The sequence below is a fragment of the Dactylosporangium sp. CA-152071 genome (genome assembly GCF_050936335.1).
Classification (GTDB): Bacteria; Actinomycetota; Actinomycetes; order Mycobacteriales; family Micromonosporaceae; genus Dactylosporangium; species Dactylosporangium maewongense.
This window is the reverse complement of sequence record NZ_JBNJMZ010000002.1, coordinates 2,850,626-2,870,963: the sequence shown is the minus strand read 5'-3', so window position 1 is coordinate 2,870,963 and position 20,338 is coordinate 2,850,626. Positions and strand designations below refer to the sequence as shown.

Here is a 20,338-nt window from a genome sequence, read left to right as displayed (position 1 = left end):
CGGGGCGCGTGCAGCGGCGCCACGGACCACGGTGCACGACAGCGCTTGGCTGCCGGTTAAGCACCACTTAAACGCGCGACTTGAGCGATACTTGCGGCCTCAAGATGGGCGGCGCCGAGCCGGCGGTGCGCCTCCAGGGCCAGCGTGGCGTGCGCGACACTCTCGTCCGGGCGGCCGAGGCGCTGCGCGAGCTCGGCGAGGGCGTAGCGCATCGAGCCCCAGGTGGCGCAGCCGGTCCCGACCGTGGACCACTGGTCGGCGAAGGGAAGGATCTCCTCGTACAGCTCGGCGCAGGGCGGCAGGTCGAGCCGCGCCGCCACGAGCGCCCACTGGAACGCCACGAGGTTCCAGCACCACAGCATCTCCCGCCGCGTGCCCCACCGGTCGACGAGCCGCCGGGCGAGGCCCTCGTCGCCGGACTCGCAGGCGGCCAGGACCGCGGTCGGGCGCAGCAGCTCCAGGTGCGGCTCGTCGGCGCGGCGGACCAGCTCGTCGAGCAGCTCGCCGGGCCTGCCCTGGAAGCGCCGGCTGGTGTACAGCATGGCCAGCCGGATCCAGTTGGTGCCCCACAGGCTGGTGTGCGCCTGCAGGGCGAACGCCTCGCCGACGAGCCGCTCGCCGTCGTCCCAGCGGCCGTCGAGCATCGCCCGGCCGGCCCGCGCGTAGCGGACCTGCGCTGCGAGGACCCCGGTGCGCAGCTCCTCGCCGAGGTGGACGGCACGGGCCAGGTCGGTCTCGAAACCGGCGACGTCGCCGGCGGTCACGGCGTTCATCATGCGGTGCAGCCGGCCGGTGAGCTCCACGGTGCGCGGCAGCCCGTCGATGGCGAGCAGCTCGTCGACGGCGGCCCGGCGCAGCCGCTCGGCCTGCGGGACCAGGGCGACGTTCCAGAGGTTGTTGAGGGTGCGGGCGAGGAGCTCCGTGTCGCCGGTGCGCCTGGCGAGCGCCACGGCCTCAGCGGCGTGCGCCTCCCCGGCCGGCCGGTCCTCGCTGTGGTACAGCTCGACCGCCAGGGTGCCGAGGAGGACGGCCCGGCGCCGCGGGTCGGTGTCGCCGAGGCGGGCGAGCTGGTCGCGGAGGATGCCGATCATCCGCTCGTCGACGACCAGGTAGGGCCGCCACGTCCACAGCGTGACCCCGCCGAAGAGCGTGGCCGCGTCCATCGTGAGGTCGTCGTCGCCGAGCTGCCGGGCGAGGGTGAGCGCCTCGTCGAGGACGGCGCGGGTGCCGGCGAGGTCCCCGCCCGCGCGGCGCGCGGCACCCAGCTGGACGAGCAGCCGGCACCGGTCGGCGGCCGCGCCCGGGCGGGTCGGGTCCAGCGCGCCGAGGGCCGCCTCCAGGTAGGCGGCGGCCTCGTCGTACGCCAGCTGCGCCATCGACAGGTCGGCGGCCCGCCGCGCGTAGCCGACGGCCCGCTCCGCGCCGCCGAGCCGCGCCGCCATGGTGAAGTGGTGCACGAGCCGGCCGAGCAGCGCGGGATCGTCGGGCTGGTCGAACGCCTCGAGGGCCTCGCCGACCCGCAGGTGCAGGCGGGAGCGTTGCAGCCGGGTGAGCGCGCCGTAGAGGGTGTCGCGGACGATCGCGTGCGAGAACCGGTAGTCCCAGGTGCCGGGCACCTCGGTGAGCAGCCCCGCGACCACCGCGGGCTCCAGGGCGCTCATCACCTGTTCGTTCTCGGCGTCGGTGCCGGCCTCCAGCAGGACCAGCTCGACGTCGCGCCCGATGACCGCCGCCGTGCGCAGCATCGCCTGGGTCGCCTCCGGCAGCCGTGACACGCGCCGGCCGACGACGTCCCGGACCCCTTCTGGCACGTCGAGGTCGGCGACGGCCTGCGCGGTGCCCCAGCCGCCGGGGTGCTCGCTGGTGAGCAGCCGCAGCAGCTCCTTCAGGTAGAACGGGTTGCCGCCGGTGCGCTCCAGCAGCGCCACGACGACCTCGCCGGGCGCGTCGCCGCCCGCGCTGTCGTGGAGGTACGCGGCGACGTCACCCGCCGTGAACGAGCCGAGCCGGATCCGGTCGGCGCCGCGCTCGTTCGCCAGCAGCGCGAGGGTCTCCCGCAGCGCGGGGTCGCCGTCGGCGACGTCCGGGCGCATCGTGCCCAGCAGCAGGATCGGCCGCCGGTGCAGGGCGGGCGCCAGGTGCGCGAGCAGCTGCAGCGACGACGCGTCGGCGACGTGCAGGTCGTCGACGACGAGCAGCAGCGGCTGCCCGGCGGCGCACTCCGACAGCGTCTCGGCGACCGCCTCGTGCAGGTGGAACAGGGCGGTGCCGGGCTCCTCGGCCCGCCATCCGCTCTCGCCGCGCCCGGCGAGCACGTCGAGCAGGTGCCGCCGGCCGTCGGTGTCGGGCAGCGCCCGCAGGATCTGCGCCCACGGCCAGAACGCGGGGGTCGCGCTCGCCTCGACGCACCGGCTCCACGCGACCCGCAGCCCGTGCCCTTCGGCGAGGGCGGCGGCCCGCTCGGCGAGCAGCGTCTTGCCGAGCCCGGCCTCGCCGACGACGAGGACGACGCCGCCCTGGCCCGCGGCCGCCTGGGCGAGCCGCTCGTCGAGGTGCCGCTCCTCCCGCCCCCTGCCGACGAGCACCGTCCCCGGCGGGCGCTCGGCCACCTGCACGGCGGCGCCGGGCAGCGCCTGCATCAAAGCGCCCGGTGGCGCCTGTAAGGCGGCGCCGGGCGGCCCCGCGAAACCGGGGCTGCCGGCGGAGGGGGTGAGCGCCGGGTCGTGGCGGAGGATGGCCGCCTCCAGGTCGCGCAGGTGCGGGCCGGGCGGCAGGCCGAGCTCCTCGTCGAGGACCGTCCTCGCCCGCCGGAACGCGGCGAGCGCGTCGGCCTGGCGGCCGGCGCGGTACAGGGCGAGCATCAGCTGCCCCCAGGACCGTTCGCGGAACGGGTGCCGGTCCAGCAGCGCCACGGACGCCGCTGCCGCCGCCGCGTGCCGCCCGGTGGCGAGGTGGACGTCGACGAGGTCCTCGACGGCGCCGTCGTGCACCTCGCCGAGCTGCGCGGCGACCGCCGCCGCGAACTCCTCGTCGGCGAAGTCGGCCAGCGCCCCGCCCCGCCACTCCCGCAGGGCCGTGGTGAGCAGGGTCTCGGCCTCGGCGTACGCGCCGGCCGCGAGCTGCGCCCGGCCGTCCTCGGCGCCGCGGGTGAAGCGGGCCGCGTCGACCTGCCCGGCGTCGATCGCGAGGAGGTACCCGGGGTCCCGGGTCACCAGCACCGACGGCGGCGTCCGCGGCGGGCGGTCCGGCTCGAGGACGCGCCGCAGCTGCGAGATGTACACCTGCAGCGTGCTGGTCGCGCTCGACGGCGCCTCGCCGGTCCACAGCCCGTTGATGATCCGGTCGAGCGACACGACCCGGCCGGGGTCGAGCAGCAGCAGCGCGAGGACGGCCCGCTGCTTGCGCGCGCCGAGGTCCAGCGGCGCGCCGCCGGGCGGCTGGACCTCCAGCGGGCCCAGGATCCGGAAGTCGAGCCGCGTCACGGTCGCCACGCTATCCGCCGGCAGGCGCTCCTGGGCCGACCCGTCGGATCTTGGACTCAGCCTCCGGCCAGCAGCTCGGCCAGGCGCCGGGCGACGGGCCACGCGCCGTCGGACGTGTTCGACACGACGGTCCACGTCAGTGCGGTGTCCGGGTCGTGGACGCTGCGGAACGACACACCCGCGTCATGGCCTTCGAGGGTGACCGCCTTGCCGGTCCCGTGCAGCCAGAAGCCGAGCCCGTAGCGCCGGGTCCCCTCCGTCGCGTCGCTGCGCGGCCGGAGCATCTCCCGCACCCGTGCCACGGGCACGATCCGCCCCGCGAAGAGCGCCGTCCAGAACGCGTCGAAGTCCGCGACCGTCGAGTACGCGCCGCCGTCGCCGCTGCCGCGGACCGGCAGGTGGAACACGTTGGTCCGGTCGGAGCCCGACGCGTGCAGGTAGCCCCGCGCCGTGCCGGCGGGCAGCTCGTCGGAGCGCGGGAACCCGGTCCCGGTCATCCCCGCCGGCTCGCACACCCGCCGCGCGACGAGGTCGTGAAACGGCAGCCCGGCGGCGCGGGAGGCGATGAGGGCGAGCACGACGTAGCCGCTGTTGCAGTACGCGAACCGCTCGCCGGCCGGGAACTTCGCCGGATGGCCGCCGAGGACCTTCAGGTAGTCCTCGGTGTCCGCCAGCTCGTGCACCGGCACCGGCAGCACGAAGTCGGTGATGTCGCCGGCGGCGTCCTCGTCGAAGTAGTCGCCGATCCCGGACCGGTGCGCCAGCAGGTGCTCGACGGTGACGTCCGCGCCGATGAGCGGCAGGTCGGCGCCGAGCAGCTCCCGCGCCGGCGTGTCCAGCGCGAGCGTCTTGTCCTCGACGAGGCTCATCACGGCGAGGGCCGTCAGCCCCTTGGTGGCCGACGCGATGCCGAACCTGGTCCCGACCGTGTTGGGCACGTCCGCCGCGCGGTCGGCGAGGCCATACGCCGCGGCGAACTCCGTCACCCCGGCACGGTCGACGCGGACCGCGCCGGAGAAGCCGGCGATGTCGCCGAGCATGGGCAGCTCCCGAGATCTTCGGTGGTGACGGCGCGCTTTTTGGAGAAGTAACCGTCACCGGCGCACCGGAAGTCGCTGCGGCCACCGTACCGGGGACCGTGGCGACCTCGCCGCTCATTTTCAGGCGGGCAGGTGGCATTTTCGGGCGGGGCAGGCGGCATTTTCAGGCGGGGCAGGCGGCCCCGAAGGTCGGGCGCTGCGTCAGCGTGAACCGGCAGCCGAAGTCGTCCGCGGCCACGGCCCGCCGGTCCAGGATCGCGTCGCCGGCCGGCCGGTGCCCGGTCCTGACCCACGAGACCAGGTCGTCGAAGCCCTGCGCGAGCTCCGGCACGGTGAACTCGCAGTGCCCGAGCGCCCGCACCGCGCGGGACACGAACAGCTTCCCGCGGCCCTGCAGGGCGGCGCGGCGCGCGTACTCCTGCTCCATCGACAGCGGCACGAACAGGTCGCCGATCGTGTGCATCGACAGCACCGGCACCCGCGGCCGCCCGTCGACGCGCGGCACCCCCGACAGGTCCCGCGACGGCCGGTCGGTGCGGTCGACCCGCAGGACGTCGCGGTTGACCCGCAGCTCGTCACGGCTGAGCCACGGGCTGTCGTCGCTCTGGTACAGCGTGAACCGGTTCGACGTGAGGTTGCCCTCGGCGATGCCGGCGGTGCCGCCGGACAGCCCCGGGTAGACCCCGAACAGGAACGGCACCGTGGTCAGCGGCGGGATCCCGGGCAGCGCGCTCCAGTAGGCGATCGCGTTGTCGAAGCCCGGCCGCGTGCCGCCGCTGCGCTGCTCGACGAAGTCGCCCCACGTGCGGCCCAGCGCGGTCAGCCCCGCCCCCTGGCCGAGCAGCGGCACCTGCCGGGCGACCTGCTGGCGGTACACCTCCTGGAACGACGGATCGACGGGCGCCTTCGGGAACGTGATGGCGGTGCCGGTCAGTGCCGCCGCGGTCACGTTCGCGTCGAGGAAGTAGTCGAACAGCTCCGCGTCGCCGAGGACGCCGCAGACGGGCATCGCGCCGACGAACGCCTGCGGATGCTCCTCGATGGCCACCGCCGTGACGTGGCCGCCCATCGACGCGCCGGTCATGTAGACGGACCTGGCGCGCAGCCCGGTGCGCTCCTTGAAGCGGTCGATCAGGGTGTACGAGTCGCGCACGCCCTGCCCGACGTCGTAGCCGTTGGTCGCGTAGCTGGACGCGGCCCAGGCGAAGCCGCGCGACAGGTAGTGCGCGCGCAGCGACGGGCTGTCGACGAACACGGTCGTGCCGAGCCCGCGGTACCCGTGCGCGTACAGCACCAGCTCGCCGTTCCAGTCTGCGGGCTTCTCGATGCGGTACGCCGCACCGTCGGTGATCCCGGTCCACACGCTCGACCCGTTGACCGGCACGAACGGCGTGCCGTTCACGTCGCAGTCCGGATCCGCGACCGTGTAGCCGGGCTGCGTGGTGCTCACGACCGGCGGGCCGCAGACCGGCGGGTCCGCGGCGGCGGGCGCCGGGACGGCGAGGATGCCCGCGACAAGACCAACGACGCTACGCTGCGCATCCACACATGAGACGCCCGTCGATGCCTTGCTGTCAACGACTGTGTGCACTCATTGTGCTTGTTGTCGTCGATTTCGGGTTTCGCGGTCTGCCTTCTAGACTCCCGGACCCATGGAGCGCCGTCACCTGCGTTGGATCATCCCTGCCGCGGGCGGCGTGCTCGCCGTCGTCGTGTCGCTCGTGCTCGTCCTGCAGGACACCGGCGAGGCGGCCTGCGCCTCGGTCCCTGCCGCGCCGGCGGCTCCGGCTTTTCCCGCGCTGGCGCCGGTGATCGAGAACGTGCGCTCCGGCAGCGCCTCCTACTACAGCACCAACCGCAACGGCATGTGCAACCTCGGCGCCCCCTCCACCGACGCCTACGCCGCGATCGGCCCCGCCGAATGGGCCGGCGGCGCGGCGTGCGGCTCCTACCTCGCCGTGACCGGCCCCAACGGCCAGACCACCAACGTGCAGGTCGTCGACCAGTGCCCGTCCTGCCCCGCCGGCAAGATCGACCTGAGCAAGGGCGCCTTCTCCCGCATCGGCTCCGTCAGCGCCGGCATCATCCAGATCACCTACGGCACCGTCCGCGACCCCGACCTCGCCGGCCCCCTGAAGGTCCGCGCCAAGGGCGGCACCGGCTACTCGTCCCTCTCGGTCGTCCTGGACAACCACGGCAACCGGCTGTCCACTGTGGAGCTCCAGACGGCCGCCGGCTGGACGCCGCTGAAGCACAACACCGACAACACGTGGACCGGCCCGTCGGGCCTGACCGGCCCGGTCACCCTGCGCGTCACGGACGCCTCCGGCCACCAGGTCACGCTGCCGGGGATCGCCCTGGGCTCGTCGGCGTTCCAGCAGACGCCCACGCTCATGTACAGCCCGGCCCCGCCCCGCCCTCCCCGTCCCCGTCGCCCTCCCCGTCGCCGTCCGAGTCCCCGTCGGCCGCCGCCGCCACCCCGGTCGCCGCCGCGGCCAGCACCGCCCCACCCACCTGCTGAAAGCGATCGCGGCGGTTCCCGGGGTGCGACATCCGACCTGGGAACGCGACTTCGTTCTTCCAGTCGCACAACGAACCCGCCCGCCGGCATCACCTGGCGCCTGGATGCGCGGCGGGGCGCAGGGGTGGGCGGCGGCGGGTGCGGCGGCGCAGGGTGATGGTGAGCCAGGTGAGCATGGCCAGGGCCCACAGGGCGACGAAGACCGTGGTCGCCGCCCAGCGGGCCAGTGGGAGCACCGACGGGGCGGGGGAGGGGCCGCCGAAGGCGCCGGCCGTCACCAGGTCGGTGGCGACGTCGACGTCCCAGATGACGCCCTTGGGCTTGGTGAGCAGGGACTTCGTGGTGCCGCCGGGGGTGAGCGCCAGGAGGTCGGCGTCGGAGACGGCGCGGTAGGCGGCCGGTGGGTCGTAGGAGGGCTCCCCGCCGTCTGTCTCGTCGGTGTAGCGGACCAGGACCGCGGTGCCGTCGCGTTGCCAGCCGGCGAGACGGGCCGTGGCGCCGCCGAAGGTGGGGAACGTCGTGGGGAGCTCGGTGCCGGTCGTGGTGGACAGGACGGTGAGGCGCCAGGACCTGGCGTTGCGGGCGGCGTTGGAGCAGCCGGTGGTGCAGCCGTCGGCGATGGTGAGGACGCCGATGCCGGTGCCGTCCGCGGTGTACGACCACGGGCCGACGAGGTGGGCGCCGGCCGGCAGGGTGGCGAGCGGGCGGCGGGTGCCGGTGGCCGAGTCGAGCAGGGCGAGCTCGCGGCCGAGCTGGACGGCGACGGTGCGGCCGTCGGGGGAGAAGGCGGCGGCGCCGCGGCGGGTGCGGCCCAGGTCCAGCAGGTGCGTCGCGGCGCCGGAGCCGACGTCGAGCAGCCACAGCGCGCCGTTGTCGGACCCGGTGGTGTCGGCGCCGTCGAAGGGCGTGTCGGACCAGGAGGACGCGCCGAACCGGTGCACCAGCAGGCGGCGGCCGTCGTGGCTCCACGCGACCGGGACGGCGGGGCCGGAGCCCTGGTGGCGCCGCTCCTCGCCGGTGGTCAGGTCCACGATGGACACGTCGGTGTCGCCGGTGCCGAGGAGGCGCTCGTAGGTGCCGTTGCCCGCGGCGTAGCGGCCGTCCGGGGACAGCAGCACGTCCTGGCCGGCCTGCAGGTAGGTGGTGCCGAAGGGCAGGACGCGGTAGGAGCCGTCGCGGCCGATCGCGCTGATGCGGCTGCCGTACGTGAAGGGCAGGTCCATCGCCTGGTAGCCCCCGCCGCCGCTGACCAGCAGCGCGGCCGGGCCGCGGGGCGAGCCGGCCACGCTGGCCTGCCAGGGCCAGGGCTCGTGCAACCGCCCCGGCACGGTGCTCGTCCCGCTCGCCGGGACCACAGCGCCGTCGACCCCGCTAAGTGCAATGGAAGCGGCAAATGCCAGTACAATAGCGAAAATGGCAAATGTCGACATTTGCACTCGGTGACGGCGGCGGCCGCGGCGGAACAGGTCGGACGGGACGCGGGCGGCGGGCATGTCGTCGGCGGCCGCGGCCAGGCGGCGGGCTAGCTCCTGCGTCATCCTCGCACCTCCAGTTCGGAAGGGTCGCCGAGCAGCTCCGGGGCGACCGCCCGCAGCCGGGCGAGCGCGTCGCGGGTCTGGCTCTTCACCGTGCCGACGCGGCAGCCGAGGATGTCGGCGGTCTGCGCCTCGGTGAGGTCCTCGAAGTAGCGGAGCACGATCACCGCGCGCTGCCGCGGCGCCAGCCTGGCGAGCGCGGCGCGGACGGCCACGCTGCCGGTGACCGCGTCGGACTCGTCGGGGCCGGGGCGGTCCGGCGGGTGCGCGACGTGGACGGTCCGCCCGCGGTGCCGCCGCCACGCGGACACGTGCTGGTGGTAGAGGGCGCGGCGGACGTACGGGTCGGGGTCCCCGCCGGCCGCGATCCGCCCCCACCGGCCGGCCACCCGCAGCAGCGTCTCCTGCACCAGGTCCTCGGCCAGGTGCCGGTCCCCGGTGAGCAGGAACGCGATCCGCGACAGCGCGGCGACCCGCTCCCGCACGTACGCCAGGAACGACTCCTCTGCGTCCACGTCCACCTCCACACCCTCCGACACGCCGCCGCGCCGGGAAAGGAGGGGTGTGATCCATGACGAGTTTCTGCGTCGATTCTTGCGTCGATTTGGGTCGGGCGGGTATCAAGGGGGCAACGGAAGTTCGATCGTCGAAATATTTGTCTCCGGAAGGTACAGAGCGTGGGCACACGAGTGACGGCGGCCGTCACGAGCCGGTTCGGCGCGGTCCTGATCCTGCTGGTCACGGTGGGGCTGACGGCGCTGGTGTTCCTCACCTCGCCCGCCCAGCCGGAGAAGGAGCCCGCCGACGGGCTGCCGGCGGGCAAGCAGTCGACGAAGGTCATCGAGCTGGCCGACCGGTTCGCCAGCGGCCGCGCCGAGGTGGCCGTCGTCGTGTACGAGCGGCGCGACGCACCCCTCACCGACGCCGACCGCGCGGCGATCGAGCGGACCAGGACCACCGCCGGCGGGCAGTCGCCGGCCGTCGTCGCCGAGGACGGGCGGGCCGCGCTGCTGCCCGTGACGCTCACCGGCGAGGGCGACGAGCTGTACGCCGCCGTCGACAAGTTGCGCGAGACCGTGCACGGCGGCCTGCCGGCCGGGCTGAACGCGCAGGTGACCGGCGGGCCCGCGTTCGGGCGCGACATCTCCGCCGCGTTCGAGGGCGCCGACGTCACGCTGCTCATCGCCACGGCCAGCGTGGTCGCGCTGCTGCTGCTCATCACGTACCGCAGCCCGCTGCTCTGGATCGTCCCGCTCGTCGTCATCGGCGTCGGCGACCAGGTCGTGGCGAAGCTGCTGCCGTGGGTCGCCGTGCTCGTCGGCGAGCGCACCGACGCGTCGGTCAGCGGCATCGTGTCCGTGCTCGTCTTCGGCGCCGGCACCGACTACGCGTTGCTGCTGATCTCCCGGTACCGGGAGGAGCTACGCCGCGCCGACGACCGCCGGGAGGCGATGCGGGTCGCGCTGCGCAACGCCGCGCCGGCCGTCGTCGCCAGCGCCGGCACCGTCGTCCTCGCGCTGCTGACGCTGCTCGCGGCGGTCCTGACCGCGAACCGGACGCTCGGCGTCGCCGCCGCGATCGGGGTCGCCGTGGCGCTGCTGTTCGGGCTCGTGGTGCTGCCCGCCGCGCTGGTGTGCCTGCCGCGCGGGATCTTCTGGCCGTTCGTGCCTCGGGTCGGCAGCGACGACCCGACGACCCGCGGCCTGTGGTCCCGCGTCGCGCACGCCGTCGGTCGGCACCCCGCCAGGGTCCTCGCCGGCGCCGCCGTCCTGCTCGCCGTGTTCGCCGCCGGCCTGCTGAGCACGTCGATCGGGCTGTCGCAGACCGAGCAGTTCCGCACGCAGGTCGAGTCGGTCACCGCGCAGGAGGCCCTCGCCAGGCACTTCCCCGCCGGGTCGGCGCAGCCGGTGACCGTGATCGTCCCCGCGGCCGCCACCGACCGGGTCGTGGCCGCCGTCGAGGGCACGGACGGCGTCGCCGCGGTCGGCCGGCCCGAACGCTCCGACGACGGCACGCTGACGAAGCTGCGCGTCGACCTGAAGGCCGGATCGGGCACGCCGGCCGCCGACGACACCGTCCGGGCGCTGCGGTCGGCCCTCGGCGCGCTCTCGGCCGGCGAGACGCTCGTCGGCGGGGCGCCCGCCGCGGACCTGGACAAGCGCGACGCGTACAGCCGCGACAACACCGTCGTGGTCCCCCTGGTGCTGCTGGTGGTGCTGCTCGTCCTCGTGCTGCTGCTGCGCTCGGTCGTGGCGCCGGTGCTGCTCCTGCTCACCGTCATCGTCAGCTTCGCCGCGAGCGTCGGCGCCGCCGGCCTCGTGCTGCGGCACGTCCTGGACATCCCGGCCCTCGACGCGGGCGTGCCGCTGCTGAGCTTCCTGTTCCTCGTGGCGCTCGGCGTCGACTACAACATTTTCCTCGTCACCAGGGCCCGGCAGGAGGCGGCGGTGCTGGGCGACACCCGCGCGGGCGTGATCCGGGCGCTGGGCGCGACCGGTGGCGTCATCACCTCCGCCGGCATCCTGCTCGCGGCCGTGTTCACCGTGCTCGGGGTGCTGCCGGTGATCGTGCTGACGCAGATCGGGGTGATCGTCGGCATCGGCGTCGTCCTGGACACCCTGGTGGTGCGGACCGTGGTCGTGCCGGCGATCGCCCTGCTGCTCGGCGAGCGCTTCTGGTGGCCCGCCCGCCCTGCCACGGCTTCGTCTTCCGGCGAGTCCGCTCAGAGTCCGGATGCTCCGGCGCACCACCCGGGCCGGCACGTCGCGACCGGGGCGCCGGGGCGGCACGCGGGGTGACGGGTCAGGCGTCGTACAGGTCGGCGTAGAGCTCGTCGAGCGCCTCGGCGTGCGCGCCGATGACGTTGTGGGCGTGGCCCTCACCCTCCGGCAGCATGTGGTGGGTGAAGGCCGCGCCGGCCGCCTCGGCCAGCCGTCGCGGCACGGCCACGGCGCGCGCCGCGTCGATGACCGTGTCGCCCGGCGACGTCACGACCGCGACCCGCCGCAGCGCGCCCACCGCCGGCCGCTTCGGCAGGCTCGCCGCGACCCGTAGGTACTGGGCGACCGCCGTGAACGAGTAACCCCGCGCGTCGACGTGGTCCGGCAGGAGGCGCAGGCCGTACAGGGTGGTCAGTGGCCACGGCACCCGCCGCCGGGGCGCGAACAGCGGCGTGATCAGCAGCAGCCGGGCGACCGTGTCGCCGCGGCTCGCGCCGAGCCACGTGGCGAGGGCCGCGCCGGCCGACACCCCGACGACCCCCACCTCGTCGCCCAGCGTGGCGGTGACGTCGAGCGCGTCGCCGGCGTACCGCAGCAGCTCCCGCGACGTGAAACCCCTGTGCGTGGCGTCCGGCGTGCCGTGCCCGGGCGCCGCCGGCGCGTAGACGTTGCAACCGCGCTCGTAGAACAGCCCGGCGAGCCGCTCGACCTGCCGCGGCCCGTGCGTGTACCCGTGCAGCAGCAGCACGGCCTTCGCCGTCCGCCCCCCGTGGCTGCGCTGCAGCGTCATAGGTCGTTTCCCATCGGTCGCGCGCCTGACAGCGCGCCGACGATGGTCGCATCCTGGGGAACGGGCACGATCTGGGGGGCGGTCAGCGCCTGACGACGTCGTGGGCGAGGCGGAGCAGGTCGGGCACGGCCGGGTGGGTGAAGGGCTCCCGCCACGCGAGGATCACGTCGACCGGGGGTGCGTCGGTGAGTGGCACGTAGCGGATCGCCGGGTTCGGGTGCATCGCGGCGGTGCCCGCGGGTGTCACGCCGACCGCGTCGCCGGCGATGATGACCGACAGCCAGTCGTCGGTGTTCTTCACGGGCACGACCTGTGACGGCGCGGCGTCCGGCGGCCACAGGGCGAGGGTCGTGCTGCCGGTCACCGTGTTCAGCGCCAGGGGCTCCGCGGCGAGGTCGGCGAGCGTCAGCGAGGCGCGGCCCGCCAGGGGGCTGTCGTCGGCGACGGCGGCGAATCGGGGCTCGCGCATCAGGTGGGCCGTCACCACACCGGGGACGTCGGGCGCGCCGCGCAGCACGGCGACGTCGACCGTGCCGGACGCGAGGCCGGCGCTGCGCTCGTCGAGGCGGAGCAGCTCCAGCACGGTCTCCGGGTGCGCCCGCTTCCACCGTCGCTGGAGGCTGGTGGTGTACGCCCCGAGCGCCGACCACGCGTGGCCGAGCCGGACCGGCAGCCCCCGGGACCGGTCGGGGTCGAGGGCGTGCTCGACGGCGGCGATCGCGGCGGCCGCGTTGCGGCGGAACTCGTGGCCGGCCGGGGTCAGCGCCAGGTGGTGCGTGGAGCGGTCGACGAGCCGGGCCCCGAGGTGCGCCTCCAGCTGCTGCAGGGTGCGGGTCAGCGCCGGCTGGGTCAGGTGCAGGCGGGTGGCCGCGCGGGTGAGGTTGCCCTCCTCCGCGATGGCCAGGAACCCCCGGAGGTGCCGCAGCTCGATGGTCGCCATTCCCGCCGCCTTCAAAGGCCCCACGCATGGCCGGCCCCTCCGCGGCGCTGCGGACTGGTCATGCGCGTCAAGCATAACCACCGGCGAAACGGCATTTCCCATGATCCGCGCCACTGCATAGCGTTGCCGTGTGACCGACGTCCTGACCGCGCCCGCACCTACCACCGTCGCCGTCGAGTCCAAGGGCGGCGGGGTGTGGCGGGTCCTCGCGTCGCAGACGTCCGTCCACAGTGGAGCCGCCGTCGCCACCACCCTCTTCCCGCTCGCCGGGGCGGCCGGGGTCGTGTCGCTGCGGCTGCTCATCGGCAGCGCGGTCCTCGTCGCGATCGGACGGCCGAGGCTCAAGGGGTACACCACCCGGCAATGGATCCTCGTCGGCCTCTTCGGCGCCGTCCTCGCCGGCATGAACCTCGCGTTCTACGTCGCCATCGCGCGCATGCCGATCGGCCCCGTCGTCACCCTGGAGGTGCTGGGGCCGCTGACGCTGTCGGTGGTCACCGCGCGGCGGCGGGTGGCGTGGCTGTGGGCGCTGCTCGCGCTCGCCGGGGTGGCGCTGCTCGGCGGCGGTGGGTTCGACCAGCTCGACCCGCTCGGGGTGGGCTGCGCGTTCCTCGCCGGCGCCGCCTGGGCCTGCTACATCATGCTGTCGGCGCGGGCCGGCGCCACGTTCCCGAGGCGCGACGGCCTGACCCTCGCGATGCTCGTCGCCGCGCTGCTGGCCCTGCCCGCGGGGATCCTCGACGCCGGCGCGGCGCTGACCGGCCCGCGCGTGCTCGCCCTGGGCGCCGCGGTGGCGGTGTTGTCGTCGGTACTGCCGTACACGTTCGAGCTGACCGCGCTGCGCCGCCTGCCGACGTCGACGTTCGCGGTGCTGATGAGCCTCGGCCCGGCGATCGCGGCGCTGATGGGGTGGGTGCTCCTCGGCCAGGACCTGCACCCGGCGCAGATCGCCGCGATCGGGTTCGTCGTCGCGGCCAGCGCGGGCGTGGTGCTGTGGAAGGACCGCGGGGCCGCTACAGGCGCGGCAGCCGGATCGTGACGACGGTCCCGCGCGGGTCGTTGGGGGCGGCGGTGACCGTGCCGCCGTGCTGGGCGGCGGTCTGCGCCACGATGGCGAGGCCGAGGCCCGAGCCCGGCATGCCACGGGCGGCCGGCGAGCGGTAGAAGCGGTCGAAGACGTGCGGCAGGTCCTCGGCGTCGATGCCGGGGCCGGTGTCGGCGATCCGCAGCACGCACCAGCCCTGCTCGGCGGTGAGCACGGTGTGCACGGTGGCGCCGGGCGGGCTCCACTTGGCGGCGTTGTCGAGGACGTTGACGACCATGCGCTCCAGCTCGTTGGGCCGGCCGTGGACGGGGGCGGCGTCCGCGTCGAACGTGAAGGTCACCGCCGGGACGCGGATGCGCACCCGGTCGATCGCGGCCGCCACGACGTCGGTCAGCTCGACGTCCTCGGCCGGCTCCCGGGTCGTCTCCTCGCGGGCCAGCTCGACCAGCTCGGTGGTGAGCGCCGCCAGCTCGCCGACCTGGGCGTCGAGGTCCCGCAGCAGCTTCGCCCGCTCCTCCGGCGGCAGCCGGTGCGCCAGCTCGGGCTGCCGCTCCACCGCCAGCAGCAGCTCGATGTTGGTGCGGATGCTGGTCAGCGGGGTCCGCAGCTCGTGGCTGGCGTCCTCGACCAGGGTCCGCTGCGACTGGCGGGCGGCGTCGATCGCGGCGAGCATCGTGTTCACCGACTGGCCGAGGCGGGCGATCTCGTCGACGCCGTGGATCGGGACGGGCCGGTTCAGGTCCATGGTGACGGCGACGTCCTCGACGGCCTTCGTCAGCTGCTGCACGGGGACCAGCCCGGCGCGGGCGACGGTCCGGCCGAGCGCCGCGGCCCCGCCGATGCCCAGCACGCAGCCGGCGGCCATGAGCAGCCCGAACATGGTCAGCGTCCGGTTCGCCGGGGTCTGGTCGGCGGCCACCTGCACCGCCCCGCCGCCCCGGCCCGCGGCGACGGTCAGCATCAGGTAGCTGTGCCCGTCGAGGAGCACCCGCTCCTGGACCTGCTGCTCCTCACCGGCCGCGACCCGCCGCGCGCCGTCGGTGACCGGCAGGTCGTTCGTCGAGTGCGCGGTGACGGTGGCGTCGCGGCCGAGCACCTGCCAGCGCGGCCCGATGTCGCGCCGGAACCGCGGATCCCGCCGCCCGCCCGGCCCCTGCGGCGGCGGGCCGTCCCGCCACAGCTCGGGCTGCGCGACGACGGACCGCGCGTCGGTCTCCAGCTGCGAGCGCAGCTGCTGGCGCTGGATCTGCGCGACCGCCGCGAACGCGATCCCCGCGACCGTCAGCACCGCCGCCGCGACCGCCGCCGTGACCAGCAGCGACAGCCGGTCGTGCAGCGTCCTGCGCCGCCACCACCGCCCCAGCACCGCCCGGGCCCGCTGCACCGGGGCACCTCCCGCGGGCTTCACAGGGGCTCCTCCCGCAGGCTTCACAGGGGCTCCTCCCGTAGGACGAAGCCGACGCCGCGGACGGTGTGCAGCAGGCGCGGGCCGCCGTCGGCCTCCAGCTTGCGGCGCAGGTAGCCGAGGTACACGTGGATGCTGTTGGACGTCTCGCCGAAGTCGTAGCCCCACACGTGCTCGAACAGCGTCCCGCGGGTCAGGACCTGCCGCGGGTGGCGCAGGAACACCTCGAGGATCGTGAACTCGGTGCGGGTCAGCCGCAGCGGGTTGCCGCCCCGCCACACCTCCCGGGTCGCCGGGTCGAGCCGCAGGTCGGCGAAGGTGAGCAGCTCCGATGGCGGCTCCGGCGGCGCGGACAGCAGCGACCGGCGCAGCAGCGCCCGGATCCGGGCCAGCAGCTCCTGCAGCGCGAACGGCTTCACCAGGTAGTCGTCGGCGCCCGCGTCGAGGCCGGCGACCCGGTCGCCGACGCTGTCGCGGGCGGTGAGCATGAGCACCGGCACCAGCACGCCCTCGCCGCGCAGCCGGCGGCACGCCTGCAGGCCGTCCATCCGCGGCATGCTGACGTCGAGGACCATCACGTCGGGCTCGTCGGCGTGCGCGGCGTCGAGGGCCTCCTGCCCGTCCCGGGCGGTGTCGACCTGGTAGCCCTCGAACCGCAGGGTCCGCGCGAGCGAGTCCCGCACGGCGGCGTCGTCGTCCACGACGAGGATCCGCATTCCGTCCCCCTTCCGCTGCCCAGCTTGCCTCACCCCGGCCTCAGCCGGCGGGCCAGCCCTCGGTGACCCGGACGAGGCCCGACGCCGTCACCATGAGCGCCTCGTAGCCGTCGAGCTCCTCCAGCCAGTCCATCGCCCAGGGTCCGCGGGCCGCGGCGGCGGTCGCGTAGACGTCGGCCCACAGCAGGTCCGGGCCGGTCACGGTGACCGCCCGTACTCCGGTCGCGGGACTGCCGGTGTACGGGTCGACGATGTGATCCCCGCGGTGGGTGCGGCCGGAGGTGGCGACGGCGCCCGTACCCCGGGTCACGACGTGCGCCACCCGGTCCTCGGGCGCGTCCGGGTCCTCGACGCCGATTCGCCACGGCGGCTGCCCGTCCGGCGCGTGGACGAGCACGTCGCCGCCGGCGTTGACGCACCAGCCGAGACTGTCCGGCAGGTGCGCCGCTGCCCGCTGCACGGCCCACCCCTTGACCAGCCCCGACGGGTCGTACCGGGGGCGGCCGGTGCGCGGGTCGGGCAGCCCCCGCGGGTCGAACCACCCGCCGGTGCGCTCCCGCGCCTCGTCGCACAATGCGATCACGGCCTCCAGCGCGGGCGTCGGCGGCGCCTCGCCCCGCTCCCAGCGGGACAGGTCACTGTCGTCGAGGTACGGGCTGAACGCCGCGTCGTCGCGGCGCAGGTCCGCGAAGACCCTGGCCACCGCGGCCTCGGCGGGCGGGTCGCCGGCGCCGGGGCCGCGCAGGTGGACCGAGACCGGCAGCCCCATGATCTGCTCGACCCACGCGCGGCGGGGCAGGGTGGCGGTCATGACAGGTGCGCGGCGTCGATCGCGGCCTGCAGCGACTCCTTGTAGCCGTCGCTGGTGACGGTCGCGCCGGAGACGGTGTCGATGTCGGCGCTCTGCGCGGCGACGACCGCCTTGTTGAGGATCGGCAGGGCGCGGGCGTTGATCTGGCGGTCCTTGCCGTTGGCGTCCGGGTACACGGGCACGGTCACACCGGTGATCTTCCCACCGGCGACGGTGATGGTGACCTGGATGTCGCCCCAGCGCGTCGACACCACCGACCCGTTGTAGGCGGTGCCGCCCGTCGCCCCGCTGGTACCCGTACTGCCACTGCCGGTAGCACCCGTACCGTCCGTGCCGCCGCTGCCCGTACCGCTGCTGCTGTCGCTGCCCGTACCGCTGCCGCTGCTGTCGCTCGTGGTGCCGCCTCCGCCGCCGGAGGCGGTTGCTGAGCCGGTCGCCGCGGTCGCGGTGCCGCCGAGGCTGGTGCGGTAGCTGAACAGCAGCACCACGGCGGCGAGCGTCGACAGCAGCCACAAGGTGATCCGTCGCACGGGGCGATCCTCTCCGTTACCAGGCGAACTGTTCGGTGTGCACGCGCGACGCGGGGACCCCGGCGGCGCGGGCGGCGGCGCGGGCCGCCTCGGTCCACGAGTCGGGCCCGCAGACGTAGACGTCGGCCGCCGCGATCGACGGCGCCACCCTGCGCAGCGCCTCCGCGTCGCCGATCCCCGCGGCGTGCCGCGGCAGCCACGACGCGTCACCGGCGCGCGGGCCCAGCAGGTAGACGACCCGGACGCCACGCTGCCGCGCCAGCCAGTCCAGCTCGTCGCGGAACGCGATCTCCGCCTCGCTGCGCGCCCGGTAGAGCAGGGTCGCCCCACCGGCGCGGTAGGGCAGCTCGCCGAGCAGCGCGAGCAGCGGCGTCACCCCGATGCCGCAGGCCATCATGACGACCGGGCCGCCGGTGTACGACTCGCCGGTGAGCCGCCCGTACGGGCCCTCGACCAGGGCGCGGGTGCCCGGCGTGAGCGACGCGACGCGGGAGCTGCCGTCGCCGAGGTCCTTCACTGTGATGCGCAGCACCCCGGTGTGCGGGGTCGCCGACAGCGAGTACGGGTGCGCCCTCGTCCAGCCGGGACCGTCCAGGAACCGCCACTGGAGGAACTGGCCGGCCCGGACCGGCAGCTCGTGCAGGTGCCGGCCGGTCAGGTAGACCGAGGTCAGCCCCGGACCCTCCGGCACGACGTGGCTGACGGTCAGGCGGTGCCGCGCGTTGCGCCACACCGGCAGGCCGACCCGGTAGACGAGGACGGCGCCGACGGACACGGCGTACAGCGTCCACCAGTACGCCGTGGACAGCGGCGACGCGAGGAAGTCCGCGCCGGTCCAGAGCTGGTGCGGCAGGGCGAGCCCCACGCCGAGGTAGGCGTACAGGTGCAGCAGGTGCCACGACTCGTAGCGCAGCCGGCGCCGCGCGGCCCGCATCGACGTGACCACGACCATGACCAGCGCGACCGTGCCGGCGGCGGCGAGCAGCATCCCCGGGTATTCGACGGTCAGCTCCCACAGCTCGGCGAACACGTTCGCGTCGGACGCGACCGCGTAGCCGATGGTGATGAGCACGATGTGCGCGACCATCAGGTTGAACGAGGTGAACCCGGTCCAGCGGTGCCAGCGCGCCAGCCGGTCCTGCCCGAACGCCCGCTCGACCAGCGGCACCCGCGCCATCAGCAGCACCTGGAGCAGCAGCAGGTCGGATGAGACCAGGCCGGTGAGCCGGCCCGCCGCGGACCACGCGTCGCCGCCGCCGGCGAGGAGCTGCTGGACGCCGCCGTTGGCCACCCACAGCGCGGCCACGACGAGCAGGCTCGCCATGGCCGCCACGCCGCCCGCGTCCGCCCACCACCTGGGGGTCGCGGCCGGGCGCGGCGCCGCAACTGTCATCGTCATGCGTTCAACTATTGGGGGACCGGCTGACAGGTGCCTGTGAGCCGGTTAAAGGTTGTCTAAGAACGCCCCACGACGTTCTGCCACGCGTCGGCCGGCAGCAGGTACCCGGCCCGCACGTTGGCGACGTCCGCCAGGATCACCTTCGCCAGGTGATCGCCGCGGTGCGGGTACAGGCGCCGCAGCGTCGCGTCGTCGAACGGCTGGTGCGTGCCGAACAGCCGGCAGAACGTCTCGCCGGTGTTGTCGCCGGTGTTCAGCGCGGTCGGCACCGACACCTGCGACAACCGGATGCCGCCGGTGGCGAGCCCGAGCGCGTCGCGGGTCTTCGTGCCGTCGGCGCCGAAGACCAGCGGGGGAGCGACCGGCGGGGGAGTGCCCCGCCGCACCCAGCGGATCAGGTGGTCGTAGGCGGCGGCGACGACATGGTCGAGCGGCACCCTGCTGAAGGGCGGGCTGCCGCAGGTGTACTGGGGTGCCGCCCCCAGATCCCGCATGGAGATCGGCGCCCGGTACTCCTGGCCGCGCCACCCGGAGTGCGCGGCGCCGGCGACCTCCCAGCGGCGGAACCGGTCGGTGTCGGCGGGCCGGTCGGGGGTCCGCACGTCGGTCTCGGACAGCACCTGGAACACCGGCTCGGCGCCCACCCGGGTCGGCGCGGACCCGACGACGAACGCGTAGCCGTCGAAGACCGGCGTCACCTTCGGCAGGATGCTCTGGTAGTACACCGTCATCCGGGCGGCGGACTGTGAGGCGCCGATCGCGAGCGTGGTCCGCGGCCGGAGCGACCGGGTGACGGCCGCCGCGGCCTTCGCGAAGATGTCGTAGGACAGCTCGTCGGCGGTGAACCGGCCGCCACCGGTGACGTCGAGCGTGCCGTACCGGGCCGGGCTCCAGCCGCGCAGCTGCTCGACGCCGACCCGCTGCGCGGACACGCCGACCCACGCGTGCCCCTGCCGGGTGATGGCGTCGTGGTCCCACAACGCGTCGAGGTCGTAGCCGGCGGTCACGTTCTGCCACTCGACGAGCGCGGTGCCGCTGAAGCGGGCCGGGTGGGCGGGCCGGCGCACCACGACCCTCGTCCGGAACGGCACGCCGGTCGCCACCTGGTTGCCGGCGGTGTCCCAGCCGTCGGCCGCCCCGGCGACGAGGAACTCCTCCTCGACGTAACCGGCGGCGGCGAGGTCGTCGGTGGTGGAGAAGAACGGATACGTGTCGCGGACGTCCGCGGACTTCGGGTCGCCGGGGACGGTCCCCGGCAGCGGCCCGGTGACGGTGACCGGCGGCGCCTCCCGCGCGGCGTGCGCGGGCACGGCCGGCGCGGCGATGAGCGTCAGGGCGGCCAGGAGGGTGGCGGCGAGTCGTGTCGATGCATTGGGTGACATGGATGTCACCCTGGCCGCGACG

Annotated in this window: 16 protein-coding genes; 3 read left to right on the top strand and 13 right to left on the bottom strand. The window is 74.9% G+C overall.

Going from position 1 to position 20,338, the window contains the following annotated elements:
- Positions 1–56: 56 nt before the first annotated feature.
- The 3 genes from ACQEVZ_RS52830 to ACQEVZ_RS52820 form a co-directional block, all read right to left on the bottom strand.
- The gene (locus ACQEVZ_RS52830) at positions 57–3,482 is read right to left on the bottom strand and encodes a BTAD domain-containing putative transcriptional regulator (protein ID WP_433383226.1); all 3,426 of its coding nucleotides are present in this window, start codon (positions 3,480–3,482) and stop codon (positions 57–59) included.
- Positions 3,483–3,538: 56 nt separating this feature from the next.
- Positions 3,539–4,522, bottom strand: a complete 984-nt coding sequence (locus tag ACQEVZ_RS52825; protein WP_433383224.1) for a serine hydrolase domain-containing protein — start codon at positions 4,520–4,522, stop codon at positions 3,539–3,541.
- Positions 4,523–4,685: 163 nt separating this feature from the next.
- Positions 4,686–6,068 carry an alpha/beta hydrolase family protein gene (locus tag ACQEVZ_RS52820; protein ID WP_433383222.1) on the bottom strand — a complete coding sequence of 461 codons (1,383 nt, stop codon included), beginning with the start codon at positions 6,066–6,068 and terminating at the stop codon, positions 4,686–4,688.
- A gap of 106 nt (positions 6,069–6,174) precedes the next feature.
- Between ACQEVZ_RS52820 and ACQEVZ_RS52815 the strand changes: the two genes are divergently transcribed.
- Positions 6,175–7,200 carry an expansin EXLX1 family cellulose-binding protein gene (locus ACQEVZ_RS52815; RefSeq protein ID WP_433383220.1) on the top strand — a complete coding sequence of 342 codons (1,026 nt, stop codon included), beginning with the start codon at positions 6,175–6,177 and terminating at the stop codon, positions 7,198–7,200.
- Here ACQEVZ_RS52815 and ACQEVZ_RS52810 read toward each other — a convergent pair.
- Both ACQEVZ_RS52810 and ACQEVZ_RS52805 read right to left on the bottom strand, forming a co-directional pair.
- Positions 7,133–8,359: a hypothetical protein gene (locus ACQEVZ_RS52810; protein WP_433383218.1), complete on the bottom strand. Its 1,227-nt coding sequence runs from the start codon at positions 8,357–8,359 to the stop codon at positions 7,133–7,135. The genes ACQEVZ_RS52815 and ACQEVZ_RS52810 overlap by 68 nt on opposite strands.
- A 218-nt stretch (positions 8,360–8,577) precedes the next feature.
- A complete protein-coding gene (locus tag ACQEVZ_RS52805) occupies positions 8,578–9,093 on the bottom strand; it encodes a SigE family RNA polymerase sigma factor (RefSeq protein WP_433386161.1) in 516 nt (171 codons plus the stop codon).
- 162 nt (positions 9,094–9,255) lie between these two features.
- On the opposite strand from ACQEVZ_RS52805, the gene ACQEVZ_RS52800 reads away from it, so the two are divergent.
- Complete coding sequence (locus ACQEVZ_RS52800; protein ID WP_433383216.1) at positions 9,256–11,376, top strand: MMPL family transporter; 2,121 nt, start codon at positions 9,256–9,258, stop codon at positions 11,374–11,376.
- A gap of 4 nt (positions 11,377–11,380) precedes the next feature.
- Here ACQEVZ_RS52800 and ACQEVZ_RS52795 read toward each other — a convergent pair whose 3' ends face one another.
- Entirely contained in the window at positions 11,381–12,088 is a 708-nt protein-coding gene (locus ACQEVZ_RS52795) for an alpha/beta hydrolase (protein ID WP_433383214.1), read from the bottom strand.
- 82 nt (positions 12,089–12,170) lie between these two features.
- Entirely contained in the window at positions 12,171–13,028 is an 858-nt protein-coding gene (locus tag ACQEVZ_RS52790; RefSeq protein ID WP_433383212.1) for a LysR family transcriptional regulator, read from the bottom strand.
- Between the two features lie 130 nt (positions 13,029–13,158).
- Between ACQEVZ_RS52790 and ACQEVZ_RS52785 the strand changes: the two genes are divergently transcribed.
- Positions 13,159–14,067: an EamA family transporter gene (locus tag ACQEVZ_RS52785; protein ID WP_433383210.1), complete on the top strand. Its 909-nt coding sequence runs from the start codon at positions 13,159–13,161 to the stop codon at positions 14,065–14,067.
- Here ACQEVZ_RS52785 and ACQEVZ_RS52780 read toward each other — a convergent pair.
- Genes ACQEVZ_RS52780 through ACQEVZ_RS52755 form a run of 6 tightly spaced genes read right to left on the bottom strand, consistent with a single transcriptional unit; the run spans position 14,042 to position 20,316 of the window.
- Entirely contained in the window at positions 14,042–15,481 is a 1,440-nt protein-coding gene (locus tag ACQEVZ_RS52780; RefSeq protein ID WP_433383208.1) for a HAMP domain-containing sensor histidine kinase, read from the bottom strand. The genes ACQEVZ_RS52785 and ACQEVZ_RS52780 overlap by 26 nt on opposite strands.
- 20 nt (positions 15,482–15,501) lie before the next feature.
- Positions 15,502–16,194 (bottom strand): response regulator transcription factor, encoded by a 693-nt coding sequence (locus ACQEVZ_RS52775; protein ID WP_433383206.1) that lies wholly within the window; start codon positions 16,192–16,194, stop codon positions 15,502–15,504.
- A gap of 40 nt (positions 16,195–16,234) precedes the next feature.
- Positions 16,235–17,005, bottom strand: a complete 771-nt coding sequence (locus ACQEVZ_RS52770) for an FAD:protein FMN transferase (protein ID WP_433383204.1) — start codon at positions 17,003–17,005, stop codon at positions 16,235–16,237.
- Positions 17,002–17,535 carry an FMN-binding protein gene (locus tag ACQEVZ_RS52765; protein WP_433383202.1) on the bottom strand — a complete coding sequence of 178 codons (534 nt, stop codon included), beginning with the start codon at positions 17,533–17,535 and terminating at the stop codon, positions 17,002–17,004. The genes ACQEVZ_RS52770 and ACQEVZ_RS52765 overlap by 4 nt, the downstream gene beginning before the upstream one ends.
- Positions 17,536–17,551: 16 nt before the next feature.
- Entirely contained in the window at positions 17,552–18,934 is a 1,383-nt protein-coding gene (locus tag ACQEVZ_RS52760; RefSeq protein ID WP_433383200.1) for a ferredoxin reductase family protein, read from the bottom strand.
- A gap of 56 nt (positions 18,935–18,990) precedes the next feature.
- On the bottom strand, positions 18,991–20,316 hold the full coding sequence (locus ACQEVZ_RS52755; protein WP_433383198.1) for an alpha/beta hydrolase domain-containing protein: 1,326 nt from the start codon (positions 20,314–20,316) through the stop codon (positions 18,991–18,993).
- Positions 20,317–20,338 lie beyond the last annotated feature (22 nt).